We start from the raw sequence: 18,516 nt of genomic DNA on the forward strand, positions 1-18,516 counted from the left end.
AAGACTACAAGGTTGATAGGCTGCGTGTGTAAGCACGGTAACGTGTTCAGCTTGGCAGTACTAATAGGCCGAGGGCTTGACCATATTTTTCTTGGTCTCCCTCATTTCTCACTTCTGCTTTGTTTCCTTTATTCAGTTTTTAGTGTACAAATGAAAGACCTGTCCAAAAAACAGGTCTTTTTGTTATCCGCTTCGGTGTATACAACCAACCGTTCTGCTAACGGAATCAAACACGGATAGCGGTTTTCATTATTTCGAAGCCGAAAATCGGACAATGCATTATAATTTAAGCGATAGGGCTTGCGGAAATGGCTCCGTTAACGGGCCGTAGGGCCATGTAATATGCCTATCGTTTTCTGAAAAAACGATAGGCGCTATGGTTCTTTATATGCGAGTGCATATCGCGTGTGTTTGGCGCTTGGTATTGCTTATTATACGAATACCCCCGGGTTATGGAGGCTCCGGTTACTTCGCATTGAATAGGAAAACCAAACGAAACGGCACCCGATCCATTTATTATTTCAGGACACTTCTACGGCAGGGATCTCCAGCAGGCGCATCGTGCCAAGGTGCTTTTAATCATTGCAATTGTTTTGCTTGCTTTTGTTATCGTGGCGGGCTTTGCCTGTGCGGCTAGCCTTGTTTCCAGTATTCTTTCTTCCGCAGAAGGAATATTTTACGAATAAAAAACTTAAAAAAATTAAAAAAAACACTTGCAATTTGTCGGCAAACGTGGTATTATAATAAAGTCGTCACGAGAGATAATAGTTGGTGCTGATGATGATGAGGGTCCACCCGTTCCCATTCCGAACACGGAAGTTAAGCTCATCGATGCCGAAGATACTTGGCTGGCAACGGCCTGGGACAATAGGAAGGTGCCGACATCTTAAAGCAGTCATCCAATAGGGTGGCTGTTTTTTTATTTGTTTTGTAATTCGAAAGAATCTGGTTATAGCCCGGATTTCGAAAGGTTTCGCGGCGAGCAAAAAGGCAAGCGGATTTTATTATAAATAATAAGGATTCATGCGCTACAAGTTGCAATTTCCGAATATCCATGATAAGATATTTAGTGATTTAAAGCATAAAGTAATTGAAGTGACGAAAGAAAGGAATCCTCTAACCGGGGAGTGGGATAGATCTTATGATTATTGTAATGAAAAAGGATTCTACACAACAGGACGTGGAGAAAATCGTTGAAGTCCTAAAGGAGCACAGTTTAGGCGCGAACCTTTCCACCGGGTCGCAGGCGACGATTATCGGCGTTTTGGGTGACAAGACAAAATTAGGCGATTTTGATTTTGAATTAATGGAAGGCGTTGAGAAATGCGTTCCGATTATGCATTCCTATAAGCTGGCAAGCCATGAAATGTGCCCGGACGGGCGTGTGGTAGAGGTCGGCGAGCTGGAAATCGGCAAAAAAAAGCTGGTCATAATGGCAGGCCCGTGCGCGGTTGAGAACGAGGAGCAGATTATGCATGCGGCTCTGGGTGTAAAAGCCGGCGGCGCGCAATTCCTTCGTGGCGGCGCCTATAAGCCGAGGACTTCCCCCTATTCCTTCCAGGGCATGGAAGAGGAAGGACTTAAACTGATGCGCAAAGCCGCCGACGCCACCGGATTGAAGGTTATCAGCGAAGTAGTGGCGCACGACCAGATTGACACAGCCGGAAAGTACTGCGATATGTTGCAGATTGGCGCGCGCAATATGCAGAACTTCCGCCTTCTGCGGGAAGTCGGGCGCTCGAAAATCCCGGTGCTTCTGAAACGGGGAATTTCCTCTACGATTGAGGAATGGCTCGACGCGGCGGAATACATTATGAGCGAGGGTAACTATAATGTCGTGCTCTGCGAACGAGGGATCCGCACCTTTGAAACCGCCACGCGCAATACGCTGGATGTTTCCGCGGTTCCGGTCGTGAAGGAGCGGAGCTGCCTGCCGATTATCATTGACCCGTCCCACGCGGCGGGGAAAGCAAGGTATGTTGCCGCCCTGTCGCTGGCGGGGATTGCCGCGGGTGCGGATGGGCTGATTATCGAGGTGCACCCGAACCCGAAAGCCGCGATGAGTGACGCCGCGCAGCAGCTCACCCCGGAAAGCTTCGGACAGTTAACGAAAAAAGTCGGAGAGCTTGCGCGTGTTGTCGGACGCGAAATATAGAGAAAGACGGCCGTTTTTCCGGCCGCCATTTTTATGTGTATTATCCGGCATAGGGGAACGAGGTCAATGTGATGGCTACAAAATACTTGCGCGGTTGGCGCAAATCGATGGGACAGCGTGGATGATCCTTTAGATTTCACCGATGAAAAAGCGCCTTATCGAAGAGGAAATAGAATATACAATATGTATAATAAAACAAAAATATTACAAAAGGCGAAATCCTTGCTATGCGCCATCATGACAAAAATAGAAGCCGGAACATATACTCTAGGGATAATTATTTTCTTATTATCCAGGTAGTTGTCAATTTTATTTGTCAAAATCTATACAATTGGGAATAATTTCGACTGAATTAACGCTTTGTTGATCGCCGGGGCAAGTATGGCGCAGGCGGCAAGTTTCAGGCAGTCAAACAAGACAAAGGGGAAAACCGTCGCCGAAAGGGCCTTTACCCAGCCGACGTTTGCGGAAACTGCGAAAAATACGGAGCCGAAAAGGTAGCAGATGAAAAGCGCAGCGAGCATGGCGGGAACACAGGCGGCGGTGTTTTTCTTTTTACTCCGCTCCAATATGAAAGCTGTTGCGAACGCCATAATCGGATAAGCGACCAAAAAGCCGCCGGTCGGGCCGAAAACAACGCCAGGGCCGCCCTTCCATCCGGCGAATACGGGCAGGCCGACAATCCCCAGCAGAAGATAGGCAAGCTGGGACAGAACCGCAAACCGCTTCGGCAGAATCGCCCCGGACAGGAACACAGGAAGCAGGGAAAGAGAAAGCGGCACCGGCGTAAACGGCAGCGGAAGAATGAGTTGGGCAAAGACTATCGTCAATGTGGTGAAAAGTGCGGTAACTGTTAGTTGCTTTGTTTTCATAAAATTCTCCTAATCTTTTTTATTTTAAAGTATAGCATTGAAATTTTAATTGTCAACCTTTATATTAATTATAAGTTTACGATAGACAAAAAATGAAATGACGCGCTCGTAACAGTACGATACAGCCTAAAAGCGCGTGAAATTAAGAGATATACGTCGGCAAATTAAAATATTGGAGATTTGCTCTTGACACTGCCGCCGCAATATGGTACTATCATACATGCAAATCCTTTGCGCCGGATTCCAGCGCGCTTTTTTAAAAGGCTGCCCTGCCAAAGGGGCAGGGTTTTTTATAGGATTCAAACAAATTTCAGGAGGTATAGTCATGTCCACCTATATGCCAAAGGCCGGCGAAGTTGAGCGTAAGTGGTACGTTCTCGACGCAGCAGGCAAACCGCTGGGGCGCGTAGCCGCGCAGGCCGCCATGCTGCTCCGCGGAAAACACAAAGTCACCTATGCCCCGCACGTTGACTGCGGTGATCATGTGATCATCATTAACTGCAAAGATGCGGTTCTCACCGGAAAAAAGCTGGAAAAGAAATATTATTATCATCACACAGGGTATATCGGCCATTTAAAAGCGGTTCGTTATGACACCCTTATGGATCAAAAGCCGTGCAAAGCCATGGAACTTGCCGTTAAAGGCATGATCCCCAACAATACCATCGGCCGTGCAGCCATGGGCAGACTTCGCTTGTTCGAGGGCGCAGAGCATAAGCATGCCGCCCAAAAGCCGCAAGTCTGGGATCGATAAGGGAGGAGGACTAGAGAATGTACGAGAAAGCACCCTATTTTTATGGAACCGGAAGAAGAAAAAGCTCCGTTGCCCGCGTAAGGCTTTATCAGGGCACCGGCAAGGTTACCATTAATGACAGAGATATCGACGATTACTTCGGATTGGATACCTTAAAGCTCATCGTTCGCCAGCCGTTGGTTCTGACCGGCACGAACGAGAAGTTTGACATTGTCTGCCGTGTTGCAGGCGGCGGCGTTACCGGGCAAGCCGGCGCAATCCGCCACGGCATTGCAAGAGCGCTGCTCCAGTACGATTCCGAAAATTTACGTTCTCCTTTGAAGAAGGCCGGGTTCCTGACCCGCGACCCGAGAATGAAGGAGCGCAAGAAGTACGGTCTCAAAGCGGCCCGTCGCGCACCTCAGTTCTCAAAGAGATAATTTCCATCTTCAAAACGAACGTTTTCGTGGGAAATCCACGAAAGAAAGAGCCTCCAATTGTAGGATTGAAACCTACGATTGGAGGTTTTTGTTTGTGCTTAAAAGAGGTTCCCTGATGCGGAAGCAAGGAATCGCATCCAAGCGAAATGCTTCTTTTCCGGCGCGAAAACCGATTTTTCCTTTTCTAATATATATTATAGAAGTAAGTCTGTCGGCTGTTTTTACCCCCGGATTTTAAGCGGGAAACCGGTTTCAGAAGTACAAATTTCCTTAGAATTTCAAGGCGAAAATGGATCGGAACAAGGCGCTTTCTTCAAAGGGAAATAATGTTCTTGCAGAAGAAATGGATAACCAGCGGAAAGTATGTGTGTTTCCCACATATTGGAAAATCTAGTGATAGAATCAGTTCCAATTTTAAAGCTCCATGGGAGAGGATTTCCCTTACATTATATATGGAGTTTTTACCCCTTTTTACGCTTTTCCTTTCAAGCGTTTCCTATACTATATATAGTATGTTCTCCGGACGGATATCGAATCTTTTAAAATAAAAATAGGGATGTGTAACGAAGGGATATTCTAGACGAGAAAAAACGGGGAAACTTCGTTCTTGGAACAGCAAGCTAAGTTCGACACGATTCGTCAATACAAAAAGTACAGTGAAAAAAATCCAGGTACAGAGCCAAAATTTGAAGATTTTCTCTTTTTAAGATAAGCTAAAAAAAGAAAACTGTTGTCAAAAAATAAAGAATAAACAACGCTGTAATAGTTGTAACAACTTTGTAACTATGATTTTCTTACACTTTGCACAGAAAAGCCATTTTTAAAAACCGTAAGGAATGTGAAAATAATGTCAAATCAGCAATTACAGAAGGGAAAGAAGATTTTAATGACTTTTAGCATTGTGCAATATGCACAAACCAAGTCGTGTTAACAATTTGACAGCTATGCATTCGGTGGATATAATTACGCCATTGACGCATATCCTGAAAAATAGACGTGTGCCAATGTGGTGGGTAAAGCCCATATTTACTGTGCAAAAGCAAAGAAAAGGGTGACTGAATGCGAAATTTCATACGAAATAGAGCAGATTTTAAAAGCACAATAAAAAGAGTGGCTGCGCTTGCAATTATGATTATGATTACGGTCGGTTCGGTCGTCACGGTAGCGGCTGCAACTCGTAACGCTGTAATCGACTATAACGGTGAAAAGAAGAGCGTTCAGCTTTTTAGTGACGAAACCGACGATATCCTTACCGCGGCAAAAATTACGGTAAGCGACGAAGATTTGGTTGTACGCAGTCCTCAAACCGCTTCGGACGGTTCCATTCAACTGATTGTCCGCAGCGCGTATTCGGTAAATATTGAAAACGGCGGCGAAACAAAAGCCGTCACATTGCACTATGGTGACACAGTGGCGCAGGCACTTGCACAAGCGGGTGTTACGCCGGGGAAAAACGATGCAGTTTCTCCTGCGGCGGACACACCGATTACAGGACAGACCGATATCAAGGTGATAAAACGCTATAATGTCAGCATTGCGGCGGACGGGAAAACCACCCCGGTGGTCGTCAGCGAGGGCACAGTAGCGCAGGCGCTGGACGAAGCTGGTGTGGAAGTCGGGAAAAACGACATCGTCAGCGTGAAACAGGATGCCGCCGTAAGCGAAGGCATGAAGATCGCCGTCGCAAGGGTCGAGTACCGCCAGGTTACCGCCCAGCAGGCGATTCCTTTTCAGAACCGCACGGAAAAGAGCGCCAGCCTTTACAAGGGGCAGAAGCAGATCCGTATTCCCGGAAAAGCCGGCGTTAAGTCGGTTGTTCTGAATCAGAAGTTTGTCGACGGCAAGCTTGCCGGCAGTGAAGAAATTTCAAGCACAGTAATTTCGCAGCCGGTGGAGCAGGTGACCGTAGTAGGTACAAAGAAAAGAGTCGGCACGGTTGAAAACGGCGACGGAACCTTTACCGACAAGAACGGGAAGGTCGTACGCTACCGCAAATGCGTTTACGGAAAATGCACCGGGTACACCGGCGGCGGCTGGACTTCTACCGGTCAGGCGGCGGCGTTCGGGCTGGTGGCGGTAAATCCGCGGATTATTCCTTACGGAAGCAGGCTGTATATCACTTCGCCCGACGGCAAGACGGTTTACGGCTATGCAATTGCGGCGGATACCGGCGGCGGTGTTATGAACGGCAGAATTGTTGCCGACCTGTATTTCAATACAGTTGGCCAGTGCAGGCAGTTCGGCATCCGCAACATGAATATCTACGTTCTGTAAAGCGAAGCGGGGGAAACCCCGCTTTTTCCAGGAAAGAATAAGCGAGGCGGTTTTATGCGATACCTGTATTCCGCGATGTGGTTCGCGGCGGGGTTGATCCTGATTTTCCGTCTGGGCAGGGAAAACCGTATTTTTTATATTGCGGGGACGTTCTTCCTTTTCCTCGGCGGATGGTGGCTTGCCTTTGCGGCGGGAGCCGCTAACCTGTTTGCCGGCGTGTGGGGCTGGGTTTACCGCATTATTACGGCGGCGGCGCTGGTGATCTTCTGCTTTGCTTACTATAAGGAAACACAGAAAAAGAAAGCGGAAGAAACGGGCGGCAAGCCGGGTGAAGATGAATAACAAGAAAAGAGCTTCGTTTTTACGAGGCTTTTTTACTGCCAAAAAACGGATTTGTGCATACAATAGTGTGCGGGGCAAATATATTTAAACCGCTTTATTATAGATCGTCTGCCGGGACTCGCTCCCGGCAGGCACTATATAAAGTTTTGGGAACCGGTTCCAAGAAGTTGAAATCCTTGTGAAATTAAGGTAAAATAAAATATATATGGATGGAGGGATGAAAATGTTGATTGCACCTTCCGTGCTCTCTTCGGATTTTTCACAGCTTGGAAATGAAGTAAAAAGAATGGATATCTGCGGCGCAGACTGGATCCATCTTGATATAATGGATGGGCATTTTGTTCCCAACCTTACGTTCGGCGCGCCCGTTGTGCAGGCCGTGCGCAAATTTACGGACAAGCCATTTGACGTGCACCTGATGATTGACGAGCCGCTCCGGTATATGCCGGACTTTTTAAAGGCTGGCGCGGATATTGTTTCGTTCCATCTGGAAGCGCAGTCCGACCCGCGCGAAACGATTGCTGCCATTAGGGCGGGCGGTGCAAAACCGGCGATTGCCATTAAGCCGAAAACACCGGTGGAAGAGGTGTTACCTTACCTTGACGATCTTTACATGGTGCTGGTCATGACGGTAGAGCCGGGCTTCGGCGGCCAGAGCTTTATGGCCGATATGATGGAAAAGGTACGCGCGCTGAAAGCGAAAAAGCCAGACCTGCTGGTGCAGGTGGACGGCGGCATCAATCCGCAAACAGCCGTTACGGCGGCGCAGGCGGGCGTGGATATCTGCGTTGCCGGAACAAGCGTATTTAAAGCCGAGGACGCGCGCGAGGCGATCGATGCCCTGAAAGCGGCCGACGAACAAAAATAAATTCAATTTGTCCTTGACTTGATAGAGTAAATGGGGATGACGGTGTGATATTGCGGCACGGCATAAAACTGGATCAGCAAAAAGCGGCTTCCCTTCGGCACAAAATTCAGGATCTTCCGACCGCGGAAAATCAAAAAAAAACGGAGTGGCTTCCGCTGCGAAAAGGGGAACTGAATTCCAACGCGATTATCGCGGCAGCGCAGGCCGCCGGAATTGTGGACGAGTTCGACGGGGTGCCGCTTTTTCGAAAGCTGAAAAAGCTGCGCCGCCTAAAACCGGATATGATCGTCGCGTGCTGCTTTGACGAAGACCCCTGCACGACCAGCGCGATGGCCACACTTCGGGAAAATACGAACGCTATTATCGCGGGGCTGGTGCTTGCCGGGAAAGCGTGCGGCGCAAAGGAAAACAAAATCGCTGTCGCTACGAAGCACGAGGCGAAAATGATACAGAAAATAAACCCGCAGGCCGATCTGATTCTTGCCGGCGAGATGTATCCGGCGCGCGCCCTTTTGAAAAGGAAGCTGTTTGCGAACAGGAAAAATGCCGCCTATATCGGCGCGCAGGCCTGCGCTGCCCTTCTTGCTGCCATAGACGACGGCGAGCCCCAAACCTCTACGGTCGTAACGGTGGCGGGCGACGGCGTGGAGCATTGGCGCAACGTCCGGGCGCGTATCGGAACGCCGCTGAAGGAACTGCTTGAATTCTGCGGCTTAAGTGAAAAAACCTCGCTGGTGGTAACTGGTTCCTCGATTACCGGCAGGGCGGTAACGGATTTAAACGAGCCGATTGCCGCCACAACGCGCTGTGTGATTGCCTTGAAAAAGGCTCCGAATTATAAAGAGTATCCCTGTATCGGCTGCCAGCGTTGCGCCCGCGCATGCCCGCGCGGTATTGTGCCGTGGAAGATACAGCAGGAGATGCAGAACGCGAAGCCGAACCTGGTCCGGCTGACGAATGTGCAGAAATGCATCCGTTGTGCCGCGTGCACGGTCGCGTGTCCTTCGGGAATCGATTTGACCGGCGCCGTCCGGAAAGCGGCGCAATTAAAGAAAAGCGGTGACTTCATTGACATTACTTAACGCGAAAACTCCGTATCTGAAAAAAGAAACCTCCGTTTCCTCCATGATGCGGGACACGTTAACCGCGCTCGCCTTTCTGCTGGTTCTGCCGGTTGCGCGCTACGGCGCCCGTCCGCTTGCGATGGCGGCAGTTACCCTGGTAGCCTGCGTGTTGTGTGAAATCGCGTGGAGCCTGCTTCAGTCAAGAAGCATCAATACGTCCGACTGTTCCTCCATGGTGACGGGCCTGATCATTGTAATGCTGATGCCGCTGAACGCGCCGCTATGGCTTCCCTGTGCTGCCGCTGCGTTTGCAATCTTGGTTGCAAAAAAGCCGTTCGGCTCTACTGGGCATACGCCCTTTAACCCTGCGGCGGCGGGCATGGCGTTTATAACGCTCCTGTGGCCGCAGCGGATCTTTTCCTATTTCAACCCGTCAGCGGGTGAAGTGCTTCCTGTGTTTGCGGACTGCAATGTCGAAACCGCCCCTTCCCCAGCTGCAGTCCTGAAAAACGGGCTGAAACCGGATATCCTTCCGTTTGATATGCTCTGGGGTGTGTTCGCAGGCCCTGTTGGCGCAACCGGGATTCTGGTACTGTGCGCCTGCGGGCTGTATTTGTTTTTGAAACGGACCGCGAACTGGGAAATTACGGCCGGTTGCCTTTTTGCGGGCGCAGTAATGGCGGCGCTCTGGCCGCGGATTGCGTGTGCCCCGCTGACTTCCATAAAATATGAGTTGATGTCGGGTTCCCTTCTGTTTTGCGCTGTGTTTATGCTGACCGATCCGGTCACTTCGCCCCGGACGGGTTTCGGAAGGGTGCTTTACGGACTGCTTGCCGGTGTCCTGATCATGCTTTTCCGCCGCTACGGCGCGTATGAGCAGGGAGCCTGGTTTGCGATTCTGCTTGCAAACGCCGTCGTACCGCAGATCAACAGCCTGGTTTGCGGCGACCGCAGATGGGGGGAGGAACTGTATGAGGAATAGAAGGGTCCTTCTTCGGGAAACCGGCACGATCTTTTTAAACGGTGTGCTTTATAAAAATCCTGTGCTGGTCGGGGCGCTTGGGATGTTTCCGGTGGTTTTTGCAGGGAACGATTTGAAAAACGCCGCCGAACTTTCCCTTTTGTATTTTTTTCTTTCGGTTCCCTTGTCGCTCTTTTTCTGTCTTGTGGGGGAAATGGTTCCTGCGTGGATGCGCCCGGGATTGGTGCTGGCTTCTTCCGCGCTTTTTTACCTCCCTGCGGCATGGCTAACCGATAAGATTGAACCGGGTTCGATCGCTTCGCTCGGTATGGCGGCAAGCCTGATGATCTGCAATTCCATGATGCTTTCCCGCGCGAACGAATACGCGCCCACGCATATCGGCTGGGCTGTGGCTGCCGACGCGCTGGGCTGTTCCGCTGGATTTATGCTGGTAATTACGCTGACCGTATTGGTGCGCAGCCTTTTGATGACCTACGCCGACACCCAAGGGGCCATCAGCGTTTCCATGCCGTTTTTCGGTTTTTTGATTTTGGGCTTTTTTGCCGCGTTTGTCCAATGGATTAACGAGAAACGCAGCCAAAAGTCCATAAAGAAGAGGTAGCGTATGACGACTTTTGTGCAGATGCTGATCGCGGCCCTGCTTGCCGTTACAGCGGAAAACATCCTGTTTAACGGCGGTGTGGGATTCAGCCACGTGCTCCGTGCAGCGCGCCGCCCGAAGACGCTCGGCGTATATTCGCTGTTTGTCACACTTTTTTCCCTGCTTTCCTCCGTGGGCGGATTGTGGATTAGCACGCAGATGGCGAGCAGCGTATTCCGCCCGGTTTTGTTTCCCTCCGTCGTTGCTCTTTGCGCCGTACTGGAGTATGTTTTGGCGGCAATGGTTTTGAAAATGCTGTTTCTCCCGTTTTATAAACGGTACGGGCAGGTGCTCGCGCCAGCGGCGATCAATACCGTGGTGCTTTCCATACCGTTTGCTGTGAACCGTTTTTCGCTAAGCCTATCCTCCGCGGCGGGGTATGCGCTTGGAACGGGAATTGCTTTTTATTTCGCTGCGGGGATTTTGGCCCACGCGATGCCGGGGCTGAAAAACGATGCGATGCCAAAGGCGTTCCGGGGGCTTCCCGCAATGCTTCTCTATATTGGAATCCTTTCCATGGCCTTCGCTGGGCTGACGGGTGCCAAGCTCTTTTAAGGTTGGGGTGCACAGCGTTTGCTCCTGCTGCCTTCAAAAAAATCCTCCCGGCTGGTTTCCGGGAGGATTACTTAATATTTGACTGCTTTCATAAAATCGTCCACTTGATTTTTGTGGGTGAGGGTTGCTTTGCCGTAAATGACCGTTTTATTCATGCGCACCAGCGTGTGGGTCAGCTCGCCGTTTACATAGGTGTATTTGTTATAGGATGAGGAGTCCACATTGGTAGCTGTTCCGCCTGCGCCGTTCGATATGCTGGATTTTATGCTTTTGTAGGACTGCTGCGCGGAAGTTTCGGAGGAAAAGGCAAGATACGTTATCGTTGTGCCGGTTTCGCTTTTTGTCGCTTCGAGGCTTTTTTCAGCACTTACGCTGGAGCCGCTTGTGTCGGTTACTTTAAAGCCCTGGGCTTCGGCCTGCTTTTTAAATTCGTCCGCTGTAACTGCGGTGCGCGCCGAACAGCCCGCAAGCGCGAACAGGGCGGCAGCCGCGAGCACGGCGGCGCATACTTTCCACATTCTTTTCAATGTAAAACCTCCAATTTTCGGGAAAACTTATTACGCTCATTATAATACGGAGCGCCGCCGTTTACAAGCGAAAACAGGCTTCCGAAAAAGAAATACCCCTCAGAAGGAAGAAAAACCAGGGCGCTTCCGGTTTTCTTTTAATTTATTTTATGTAATTTATTAAAGAAAATCGTGAAAGAAACTGGGGCAAAATTTCCCAAAATCAACCTTGTAAAATCTTGCATAGCTTCGCTTTTCCTGCGGATAATAAGCAATGACAACACCGTAACAGGAGGGAAATAAATTTTGAAAGCTACAGGAATAGTCAGAAGAATTGATGATCTAGGCCGCGTTGTCATCCCAAAGGAAATCCGCCGCACACTTCGTATCCGCGAAGGCGATGCGCTTGAAATTTTTACCGATACGCAGGGAGGGGTTATTTTTAAGAAATATTCTCCCGTGGGTGAACTCTCCTCTTTCGCCGGGCAGTATGCGGACGTGCTTTCCAAGGTGGTCAGCCTGCCGACCCTTGTCTGTGACCGCGACCATGTCGTTGCGGCGGCGGGGGTTCCGCGCAAAGAGTTTTTGGAGCGCCGCGTTACTCCCGAACTGGAGGAGTATATGCAGAATCGGCAGAGCTTCGTGAACAAGGGAAATACCCCGCTCAAGCCGATTGAAGGCATTGACCGCACAGCGGAAGTTATCTGTCCGATTATTGCTTCCAGCGACGTAACGGGAGCTGTTATCCTGCTGTCTAACGACGGCAATGAAACCCCCACCGAAAGCGAAACAAAGCTGGCGCAGGTCGCCGCGTCGTTTTTAGGAAAGCAAATGGAAGAATAAGCGGAAAAAGGTGCAGATTTGCCCTTGCATTTAAGCGTTTGTTGTGATATTATAAACAAGTAATATTATGAAGGATGAAAGAGTGGGGCGACCCGCTCTTTTGTTTGTATTATGAGGTGAACGGATTGTCAAACAGGAAAAAGGGCGGGAATACCGTTGACGTGGTCTGGAAGCTTGCCGCTCCGATTGCGGCCGGCCTTGGCCTTACGATTTGGGACGTACGCTTTGTGAAGGAAGGGGCTGGTTGGTTCCTGCGCATTTTTATCGACAAGGAAGGCGGCGTGGGCATCGAGGACTGCGAGGCTATGAGCCGCGCGATCGACGATCCGCTCGACCAGCTTGACCCGATTGATCAGTCTTACTGCCTGGAGGTTTCTTCCCCCGGAATGGAGCGCGAGCTTGTCCGCGAGGAGCATTTCCGGGCGTTTTTGGGGGTAAAAGTCCGGGCAAAGCTGTTTCACCCCCTGGAGGACGGTCGGCGTGAGCTTATCGGAACGCTCCGGGATTTTCAGGAAGGTACGATCATTTTGGAAACGGAAAAAGGAGAAACCGTTTCACTTGCCCAAAAGGATGCCTCGTCCGTACGGCTGGTGGAAGATGATATTGTTGGAGGTATTGAGGAATGAACAGCGAAGTTTTCGAGGCTCTTTCCCTTCTGGAAAAGGAAAGGGGCATCCCGGTCGATTTTATGATCGACAAAATTAAAAAAGCGATTGTTACGGCCTGCAAGAGCAGCTACGGCAACGATGATTGCGTGATTAACATGGAACCCGAAACAGGTACGTTTGAGGTCTACCTGCGCAAGGCCGTCGTTGAGGACATAACCCATCAGGGAAAGGAAATCCTTTTGGAGGATGCGCGCAGCATTGACCCCACGGTGGGGATCGGCGACATGGTCAATGTTCAGCTCAATACCAAGGAGTTCGGGCGCATTGCGGCACAGACCGCGCGCAACATTATCCGCCAGGGCATCCGCGACGGCGAACGCGGCCAGATGATGCAAGAATTCCAAAGCAAGCATCAGGAACTGGTGAGCGCGCTGGTTGAGCGCGTTGACCCGCGCACCGGCGCGGCGACGCTGTTGATTGGAAAGGCGGAGGCAATCTTGCCGAAAAGCGAACAGGTCGGCGACGAAAAGCTGACTGAGGGCGACCACATCAAGGTGTACGTGGTCGATGTAAAGGAAACCGAAAAGGGACCGCGCGCCATGATCAGCCGCGTCCATCCCGATTTGGTGAAACGCCTGTTTGAAACCGAAGTGCCGGAAATTTACGACGGTACTGTGGAAATAAAAGCGGTATCCCGCGAAGCGGGCTCCCGCACAAAGATTGCGGTGCTGAGCCATAACCCTGATGTAGACGCGGTCGGCGCATGCATCGGCGCGCGCGGCGCGCGCGTATCCAACATTGTCAACGAACTGGGCGGCGAAAAAATCGATATTGTCGAGTACAGCGAGGATCCCGCGAAATTTATCGCTTCCGCGCTTTCACCCGCCAATGTTCTTAAAGTGGTTCCGGCGGAGGACGGTTCGCACGCGTGCCGCGTAACGGTGCCGGAAAACCAGCTTTCCCTAGCCATTGGCAACAAGGGGCAGAATGCCCGCCTTGCCGCCAAGCTGACGGGCTGGAAAATTGATATAAAGCCGGAGAGCGGATTCTACGGCGAAGACGAGGAAGAATAACCCAGATAAGGCGGTGAGAGCGATGCAAAAGAAGAAAATACCGCTTCGCATGTGCGCGGGGTGCGGGGAAATGAAGCCAAAAAAAGAACTTGTGCGGGTTGTAAAATCGCCCGAAGGGGAAATCTCCCTTGACCTTACGGGGCGCAAACCGGGGCGCGGCGCGTATGTCTGCAAAAGCATCGATTGCCTGAAAGCCGCACGGAAATCGAGAAGATTTGAAAAATCCTTCTCCTGTAAAATTCCCGATGAGGTTTACGATCGTATGGAGGAGGAAATCAGCCAGAATGAATGAAAAAATACTGCAGCTTCTTGGCATTGCGCGGCGGGCCGGAAGGCTTTCGCTCGGAAATGACGCGGTGATCGAATCGCTGCGAAAAAGAAGCGCAAAACTCGTGCTGCTTGCAAAGGATCTGTCGCGCCGAACGTCGGGCGGGGTACGGTTTGCAGCCGACAAGGAAGGAATCGCTGTTCAGGTGCTTCCCTCCACGATGGACGAAATCAGCATGGCTCTCGGAAAGCGAACCGGAGTTGTTGCGGTGAATGATGCCGGGTTCGCTTCCAAGTTGCTTACGCTGTGCACAGCGGAAACGGCCGGAACTGAGGAATGAGGAGGAATTTGATATATGATGATAAAATACAGGGTTCATGAGGTGGCAAAAGACCTGAACGTACCGAATAAGGAAGTCATCGACACATTGCAGAAATATACCGGCGAAGTAAAAAAACATATGACCGCCCTTGACGAAAACGAACTCGATCTTGTTTTTGAAGCCTTTACGCAGAAGAACAGCTTGGAAAATCTGGACGCGTATTTTGCGGAAGGGAACCAGAAGGAAACCGTTGTCGAACCGGAAAAGCCGGATGTTTCCATCCAGCCGGAAAAACCCGCCGCATCTTCGCAGCCCGCAAAAGAGGCGCAGAAACCCGCGCGCAAAGCGGTGAAACCGGGCAAAATTACGCCGGTTGGCCCGAAACCGCAGCAGAAAACACCCGTTCCTTCCAAACCGGTTCAGAATACCCAGCCGAAAAAACCACAGCCGGTGCATAATACCGACAACAGCATCCGCCGCCCCATGGGCCGGATTGTCGACACCCGTGCTTCCCATGTGGAGCTGGATAAATACAACGAGAAGTATGACCGCCTCGCTTCCGAGAAGATCAACACTAATAACACCGTACAGAAGCAGAAGCTGACCCAGCGCAGCAGCCAATACCGCAACAAGCCACGCAATTCCCGCAAGGAAACCGAGGCCGAGCGCCTGCGCCGTATCGCGATGGAGCGCAAGGCAAAGCCGATTACCGTTCAGATTCCGGAAGAAATCACGGTTGGCGAGCTGGCTATGCGCTTAAAGGCAACCGCCGCGGAAGTCATCAAAAAGCTGATGGGCTTGGGCGTGTTTGCCACCGTAAACGATGTGATCGACTTTGATACGGCTTCGCTTGTGGCGATGGAATTCCACGCGAAGGTGGAAAAGGAAGTCGTCGTTACCATCGAGGAGCAGATTATCGACGACAGCGAGGATGAGGACGACAACCTTGTGCCGCGCGCGCCGGTTGTTGTCGTTATGGGCCATGTTGACCACGGAAAGACCTCCCTGCTCGACGCGATCCGCCACGCGAACGTTACCGCAACTGAAGCAGGTGGAATTACCCAGCATATCGGCGCCTATCAGGTAAAGCTCGGCGACCGCGAGGTTACGTTCCTGGATACGCCGGGTCACGCCGCGTTTACCACCATGCGTGCAAGGGGTGCGCAGGTAACGGATATCGCGGTTTTGGTTGTCGCTGCGGACGACGGCATCATGCCGCAGACCGTTGAGGCGATCCACCATGCGAAGGCGGCGAGTGTTTCGATTATTGTCGCGATTAATAAGATGGATAAACCCGGCGCGAATCCCCAACATGTTATGGAACAGCTTACCGAATACGACCTTGTGCCGGAGGAATGGGGAGGCGATACTCCGTGCATTCCGGTTTCTGCGTTGAAGAAGACCGGCATTAAGGATTTGCTCGAAATGATCATCTTGGTCGCCGATATGAAAGAACTGAAGGCAAACCCGGACCGCGCGGCAAAGGGTACCGTAATTGAGGCAAGGCTCGACAAGGGCCGCGGCCCGATCGCTACGATGCTGGTGCAGAACGGTACGCTCCATACGGGCGATATTCTGGTTGCCGGCACCACCGTCGGGCGTGTGCGCGCCATGACGGACGCGAACGGCAAAAAGATTGATTCCGCGGGTCCGAGCGTTCCTGTGGAGATTACCGGTTTGGACGATGTGCCGACGGGCGGAGACATTTTCAACGCCGTTTCCGACGAACGCCTTGCAAGGGAGCTGGTGGAACAGCGCCGCAACGCGCTGAAGGAAGAGCGGTTCAACGCTCGCACGAAGGTTACTCTTGACAATCTGTTTGACCAGATGAAGCAGGGCGATATGAAGGAACTCCAAATTATCGTCAAGGCGGATGTGCAGGGTTCCGTGGAAGCGGTAAGGCAGTCGCTGGAAAAACTGAGCAACGACGAAGTCCGCGTGAATGTCATTCACGGCGGCGTCGGCGCGATCAGCGAATCCGACGTTATGCTTGCAACCGCGTCCAACGCTATTATCGTCGGCTTCAATGTGCGCCCCGACCCCGTTGCCGAGGAAAATGCGAAGCGCGACGGCGTGGATGTGCGTTTGTACCGCATTATTTACGATTGCATCGACGAAATCGAGTCCGCCATGAAGGGAATGCTTGCACCGAAATACCGCGAGGTTGCCCTTGGCAAGGCGGAATGCCGCGAAATTTATAAAATTTCCAATGTGGGCACCATTGCCGGATGCCATGTTACGACGGGCAAGATTACCCGTACCGCGGAGGTCCGCGTTGTACGCGACGGCATCGTGATCACCGAGGATAAAATTGCGTCCCTGCGCCGCTTCAAGGATGACGTAAAGGAAGTGGCCGAAGGCTACGACTGCGGCATCGGGCTTGAAAAGTTCAACGACATTAAGCAGGGAGACATTTTGGAAGCCTTTATGATGGAGGCTTATAGAGAATAAGGCACAGACTGATGGCAAATCTTTGCAACCGCAAAATTGTTCGCAATTTTGCCTCCTAAGTTGGCTGCGCTTGCAAATTCCGGCACATACGAAAGTATGCTCCTCCTTTACGGCGCTTGCCTCCTTATCTTGCACGTTTTGTCACAGGCTGCCCGTTTTCCAAACCGAAGGTTATTTAAGAATAAACCCAATGAGTGTTATATTACGGAGGTATGAAATGGCCAGCCACAGAATGGGGCGCATTACCGAGGATATTAAACGCGAGCTTACGGCCATTTTCCGCGAGCTGAAAGACCCGCGGATCCAGGGGCTGATCAGCGTTGTCCGGGTAGAAGTTACCAACGATTTATCTTTCTGTACAGTTTATATCAGCGCGATGGAGGGAATGGAGCGCGCGAAGCAGGCGGTTACCGGGCTGAAATCCGCTTCCGGCTTTATCCGCCACGAGCTCGGCGCGCGCCTGCAGCTCAGGCATGTGCCGGAGCTGCTCTTCAAGCCCACCGATTCCATTGAATACAGCGCGAATATTTCACGGATACTCAATGACCTAAGGAGTGATAAAAAAGATGGTTAGCCGGAACGAAGCGGCTGAGTTCCTGCGCGGGGCGGATGATATCCTGATCCTGTGCCACCAATACCCCGACGGCGACACCCTCGGTTCGGCTACGGCGCTTTGCCGCGGGCTGCAAAAGCTTGGGAAGCGCGCCATGATCAAATGCTCCGACCCGATTGTGCCCAAGTACGATTACCTTTTCGGCGGCGTGGAGAAGCAGGAATTCACTCCGAAGGCGATTGTGGCGGTGGATATTGCCGACACACAATTGATCGGTGAGCCGAATCAAAGCTTGTACGGCGAGAAAATTGACCTATGCATCGACCACCATCCCTCCAATATGGGGTACGCGAAGCGTTCCTGTGTGGACCCGAAAGCGGCGGCGACCTGCGAGATTATTTTTGACGTGCTGAACCTTTTGAATGTGGAAATCGACCGTCAAATCGCGGACTGCCTTTATACGGGGATTACCACGGATACGGGCTGTTTTAAATACATTAACGTCACGCCGCGGACGTACCGCATTGCGGCGGACTTAGTGGAAAAGGGCGCGGACGGCAACCGCATCAACCGCGAAATGTTCGACACGAAATCCCGCGCGCGCATCGGGATGGAGCGCCGCGTGATGGAAACCATCCGTTATTATTACGATAACCGCGTCGCGGTCATTAAAATAACCTTGGAAATGATCCGCAGCACCGGGGCGACGGAGGGCGATATCGAAGGGCTTGCTTCGATCCCGCGTGCGATTGAAGGGGTGCTGGTCGGCGTTACGCTGCGCGAAAAGCCGGACGGCACCTGCAAAGTTTCGCTGCGCGCTCGCCCGCCCATCAACGCTTCCGATATCTGCGCCGCATTCGGCGGCGGCGGACATGCTGGTGCGGCTGGCTGCACGTTTGATACCACCATGGATCAGGCGGAAAAGCAGATGCTGGAGGAAATTCGGAAACATATATGAAAATGCGAG

The 18,516-nt window shown here is 51.5% G+C and carries 20 protein-coding genes and 2 rRNA genes; 20 read left to right on the forward strand and 2 right to left on the reverse strand.

From position 1 onward, the window contains the following. From P9B68_RS08645 to aroF, 3 genes are all read left to right on the forward strand, one after another. Nucleotides 1–84, forward strand: a 23S ribosomal RNA gene (locus tag P9B68_RS08645); the annotation flags it as partial. Nucleotides 85–767: 683 nt separating this feature from the next. Continuing rightward, a 5S ribosomal RNA gene (gene rrf, locus P9B68_RS08650) occupies nucleotides 768–884 on the forward strand. A gap of 257 nt (nucleotides 885–1,141) precedes the next feature. Then, nucleotides 1,142–2,155 (forward strand): 3-deoxy-7-phosphoheptulonate synthase, encoded by a 1,014-nt coding sequence (gene aroF, locus P9B68_RS08655; RefSeq protein ID WP_277668864.1) that lies wholly within the window; start codon nucleotides 1,142–1,144, stop codon nucleotides 2,153–2,155. A gap of 323 nt (nucleotides 2,156–2,478) precedes the next feature. On the opposite strand, the gene P9B68_RS08660 is transcribed toward aroF, so the two are convergent. Then, a complete protein-coding gene (locus tag P9B68_RS08660) occupies nucleotides 2,479–3,027 on the reverse strand; it encodes a biotin transporter BioY (RefSeq protein ID WP_135658779.1) in 549 nt (182 codons plus the stop codon). 325 nt (nucleotides 3,028–3,352) lie between these two features. Here P9B68_RS08660 and rplM point away from each other — a divergent pair, with 325 nt between their 5' ends. The 9 genes from rplM (at nucleotide 3,353) to P9B68_RS08705 (ending at nucleotide 10,925) form a co-directional block, all read left to right on the forward strand. Then, nucleotides 3,353–3,781: a 50S ribosomal protein L13 gene (rplM, locus tag P9B68_RS08665; RefSeq protein ID WP_135658781.1), complete on the forward strand. Its 429-nt coding sequence runs from the start codon at nucleotides 3,353–3,355 to the stop codon at nucleotides 3,779–3,781. Nucleotides 3,782–3,798: 17 nt separating this feature from the next. Beyond that, nucleotides 3,799–4,200 carry a 30S ribosomal protein S9 gene (gene rpsI / locus P9B68_RS08670; RefSeq protein WP_135658784.1) on the forward strand — a complete coding sequence of 134 codons (402 nt, stop codon included), beginning with the start codon at nucleotides 3,799–3,801 and terminating at the stop codon, nucleotides 4,198–4,200. A gap of 1,059 nt (nucleotides 4,201–5,259) precedes the next feature. Continuing rightward, nucleotides 5,260–6,474: a 3D domain-containing protein gene (locus P9B68_RS08675; RefSeq protein WP_135658787.1), complete on the forward strand. Its 1,215-nt coding sequence runs from the start codon at nucleotides 5,260–5,262 to the stop codon at nucleotides 6,472–6,474. A gap of 54 nt (nucleotides 6,475–6,528) precedes the next feature. Next, nucleotides 6,529–6,816, forward strand: a complete 288-nt coding sequence (locus P9B68_RS08680) for a hypothetical protein (RefSeq protein ID WP_135658790.1) — start codon at nucleotides 6,529–6,531, stop codon at nucleotides 6,814–6,816. A 223-nt stretch (nucleotides 6,817–7,039) separates the two neighbouring features. Then, nucleotides 7,040–7,684: a ribulose-phosphate 3-epimerase gene (rpe, locus tag P9B68_RS08685; RefSeq protein ID WP_207669556.1), complete on the forward strand. Its 645-nt coding sequence runs from the start codon at nucleotides 7,040–7,042 to the stop codon at nucleotides 7,682–7,684. Nucleotides 7,685–7,728: 44 nt separating this feature from the next. Beyond that, nucleotides 7,729–8,766 (forward strand): 4Fe-4S dicluster domain-containing protein, encoded by a 1,038-nt coding sequence (locus P9B68_RS08690; RefSeq protein ID WP_135658794.1) that lies wholly within the window; start codon nucleotides 7,729–7,731, stop codon nucleotides 8,764–8,766. After that, nucleotides 8,753–9,730 carry an RnfABCDGE type electron transport complex subunit D gene (locus P9B68_RS08695; RefSeq protein ID WP_243112956.1) on the forward strand — a complete coding sequence of 326 codons (978 nt, stop codon included), beginning with the start codon at nucleotides 8,753–8,755 and terminating at the stop codon, nucleotides 9,728–9,730. Before P9B68_RS08690 ends, P9B68_RS08695 begins: the two co-directional genes overlap by 14 nt. Next, entirely contained in the window at nucleotides 9,720–10,331 is a 612-nt protein-coding gene (locus P9B68_RS08700) for an Rnf-Nqr domain containing protein (protein WP_167875170.1), read from the forward strand. The genes P9B68_RS08695 and P9B68_RS08700 overlap by 11 nt, the downstream gene beginning before the upstream one ends. Nucleotides 10,332–10,334: 3 nt before the next feature. After that, complete coding sequence (locus P9B68_RS08705) at nucleotides 10,335–10,925, forward strand: Rnf-Nqr domain containing protein (RefSeq protein ID WP_277668865.1); 591 nt, start codon at nucleotides 10,335–10,337, stop codon at nucleotides 10,923–10,925. Nucleotides 10,926–10,996: 71 nt separating this feature from the next. Here the strand turns inward: P9B68_RS08705 and P9B68_RS08710 are convergent, their stop codons facing one another. Continuing rightward, nucleotides 10,997–11,452, reverse strand: coding sequence for a hypothetical protein (locus tag P9B68_RS08710; protein ID WP_135658803.1), 456 nt, complete (start codon nucleotides 11,450–11,452; stop codon nucleotides 10,997–10,999). 285 nt (nucleotides 11,453–11,737) lie between these two features. Here P9B68_RS08710 and P9B68_RS08715 point away from each other — a divergent pair, with 285 nt between their 5' ends. The 8 genes from P9B68_RS08715 (at nucleotide 11,738) to P9B68_RS08750 (ending at nucleotide 18,507) form a co-directional block, all read left to right on the forward strand. Beyond that, nucleotides 11,738–12,274 (forward strand): stage V sporulation T C-terminal domain-containing protein, encoded by a 537-nt coding sequence (locus tag P9B68_RS08715; protein ID WP_135658806.1) that lies wholly within the window; start codon nucleotides 11,738–11,740, stop codon nucleotides 12,272–12,274. A gap of 116 nt (nucleotides 12,275–12,390) precedes the next feature. Then, a complete protein-coding gene (locus P9B68_RS08720) occupies nucleotides 12,391–12,900 on the forward strand; it encodes a ribosome maturation factor RimP (protein ID WP_277668895.1) in 510 nt (169 codons plus the stop codon). Next, nucleotides 12,897–13,955, forward strand: coding sequence for a transcription termination factor NusA (nusA, locus tag P9B68_RS08725; protein WP_135658810.1), 1,059 nt, complete (start codon nucleotides 12,897–12,899; stop codon nucleotides 13,953–13,955). Before P9B68_RS08720 ends, nusA begins: the two co-directional genes overlap by 4 nt. Before the next feature lie 22 nt (nucleotides 13,956–13,977). After that, nucleotides 13,978–14,247 (forward strand): RNase P modulator RnpM, encoded by a 270-nt coding sequence (gene rnpM / locus P9B68_RS08730; RefSeq protein ID WP_135658813.1) that lies wholly within the window; start codon nucleotides 13,978–13,980, stop codon nucleotides 14,245–14,247. Continuing rightward, the gene (locus P9B68_RS08735; RefSeq protein ID WP_135658816.1) at nucleotides 14,240–14,563 is read left to right on the forward strand and encodes a L7Ae/L30e/S12e/Gadd45 family ribosomal protein; all 324 of its coding nucleotides are present in this window, start codon (nucleotides 14,240–14,242) and stop codon (nucleotides 14,561–14,563) included. The genes rnpM and P9B68_RS08735 overlap by 8 nt, the downstream gene beginning before the upstream one ends. A 15-nt stretch (nucleotides 14,564–14,578) precedes the next feature. Then, nucleotides 14,579–16,996, forward strand: coding sequence for a translation initiation factor IF-2 (gene infB, locus P9B68_RS08740; RefSeq protein ID WP_135658819.1), 2,418 nt, complete (start codon nucleotides 14,579–14,581; stop codon nucleotides 16,994–16,996). Between the two features lie 217 nt (nucleotides 16,997–17,213). Then, nucleotides 17,214–17,570: a 30S ribosome-binding factor RbfA gene (gene rbfA / locus P9B68_RS08745; protein WP_135658821.1), complete on the forward strand. Its 357-nt coding sequence runs from the start codon at nucleotides 17,214–17,216 to the stop codon at nucleotides 17,568–17,570. Then, nucleotides 17,563–18,507: a DHH family phosphoesterase gene (locus tag P9B68_RS08750; protein ID WP_277668866.1), complete on the forward strand. Its 945-nt coding sequence runs from the start codon at nucleotides 17,563–17,565 to the stop codon at nucleotides 18,505–18,507. The genes rbfA and P9B68_RS08750 overlap by 8 nt, the downstream gene beginning before the upstream one ends. Nucleotides 18,508–18,516 lie beyond the last annotated feature (9 nt).

This window comes from Caproiciproducens galactitolivorans, from assembly GCF_029266045.1.
GTDB lineage: Bacteria > Bacillota > Clostridia > Oscillospirales > Acutalibacteraceae > Caproiciproducens > Caproiciproducens galactitolivorans.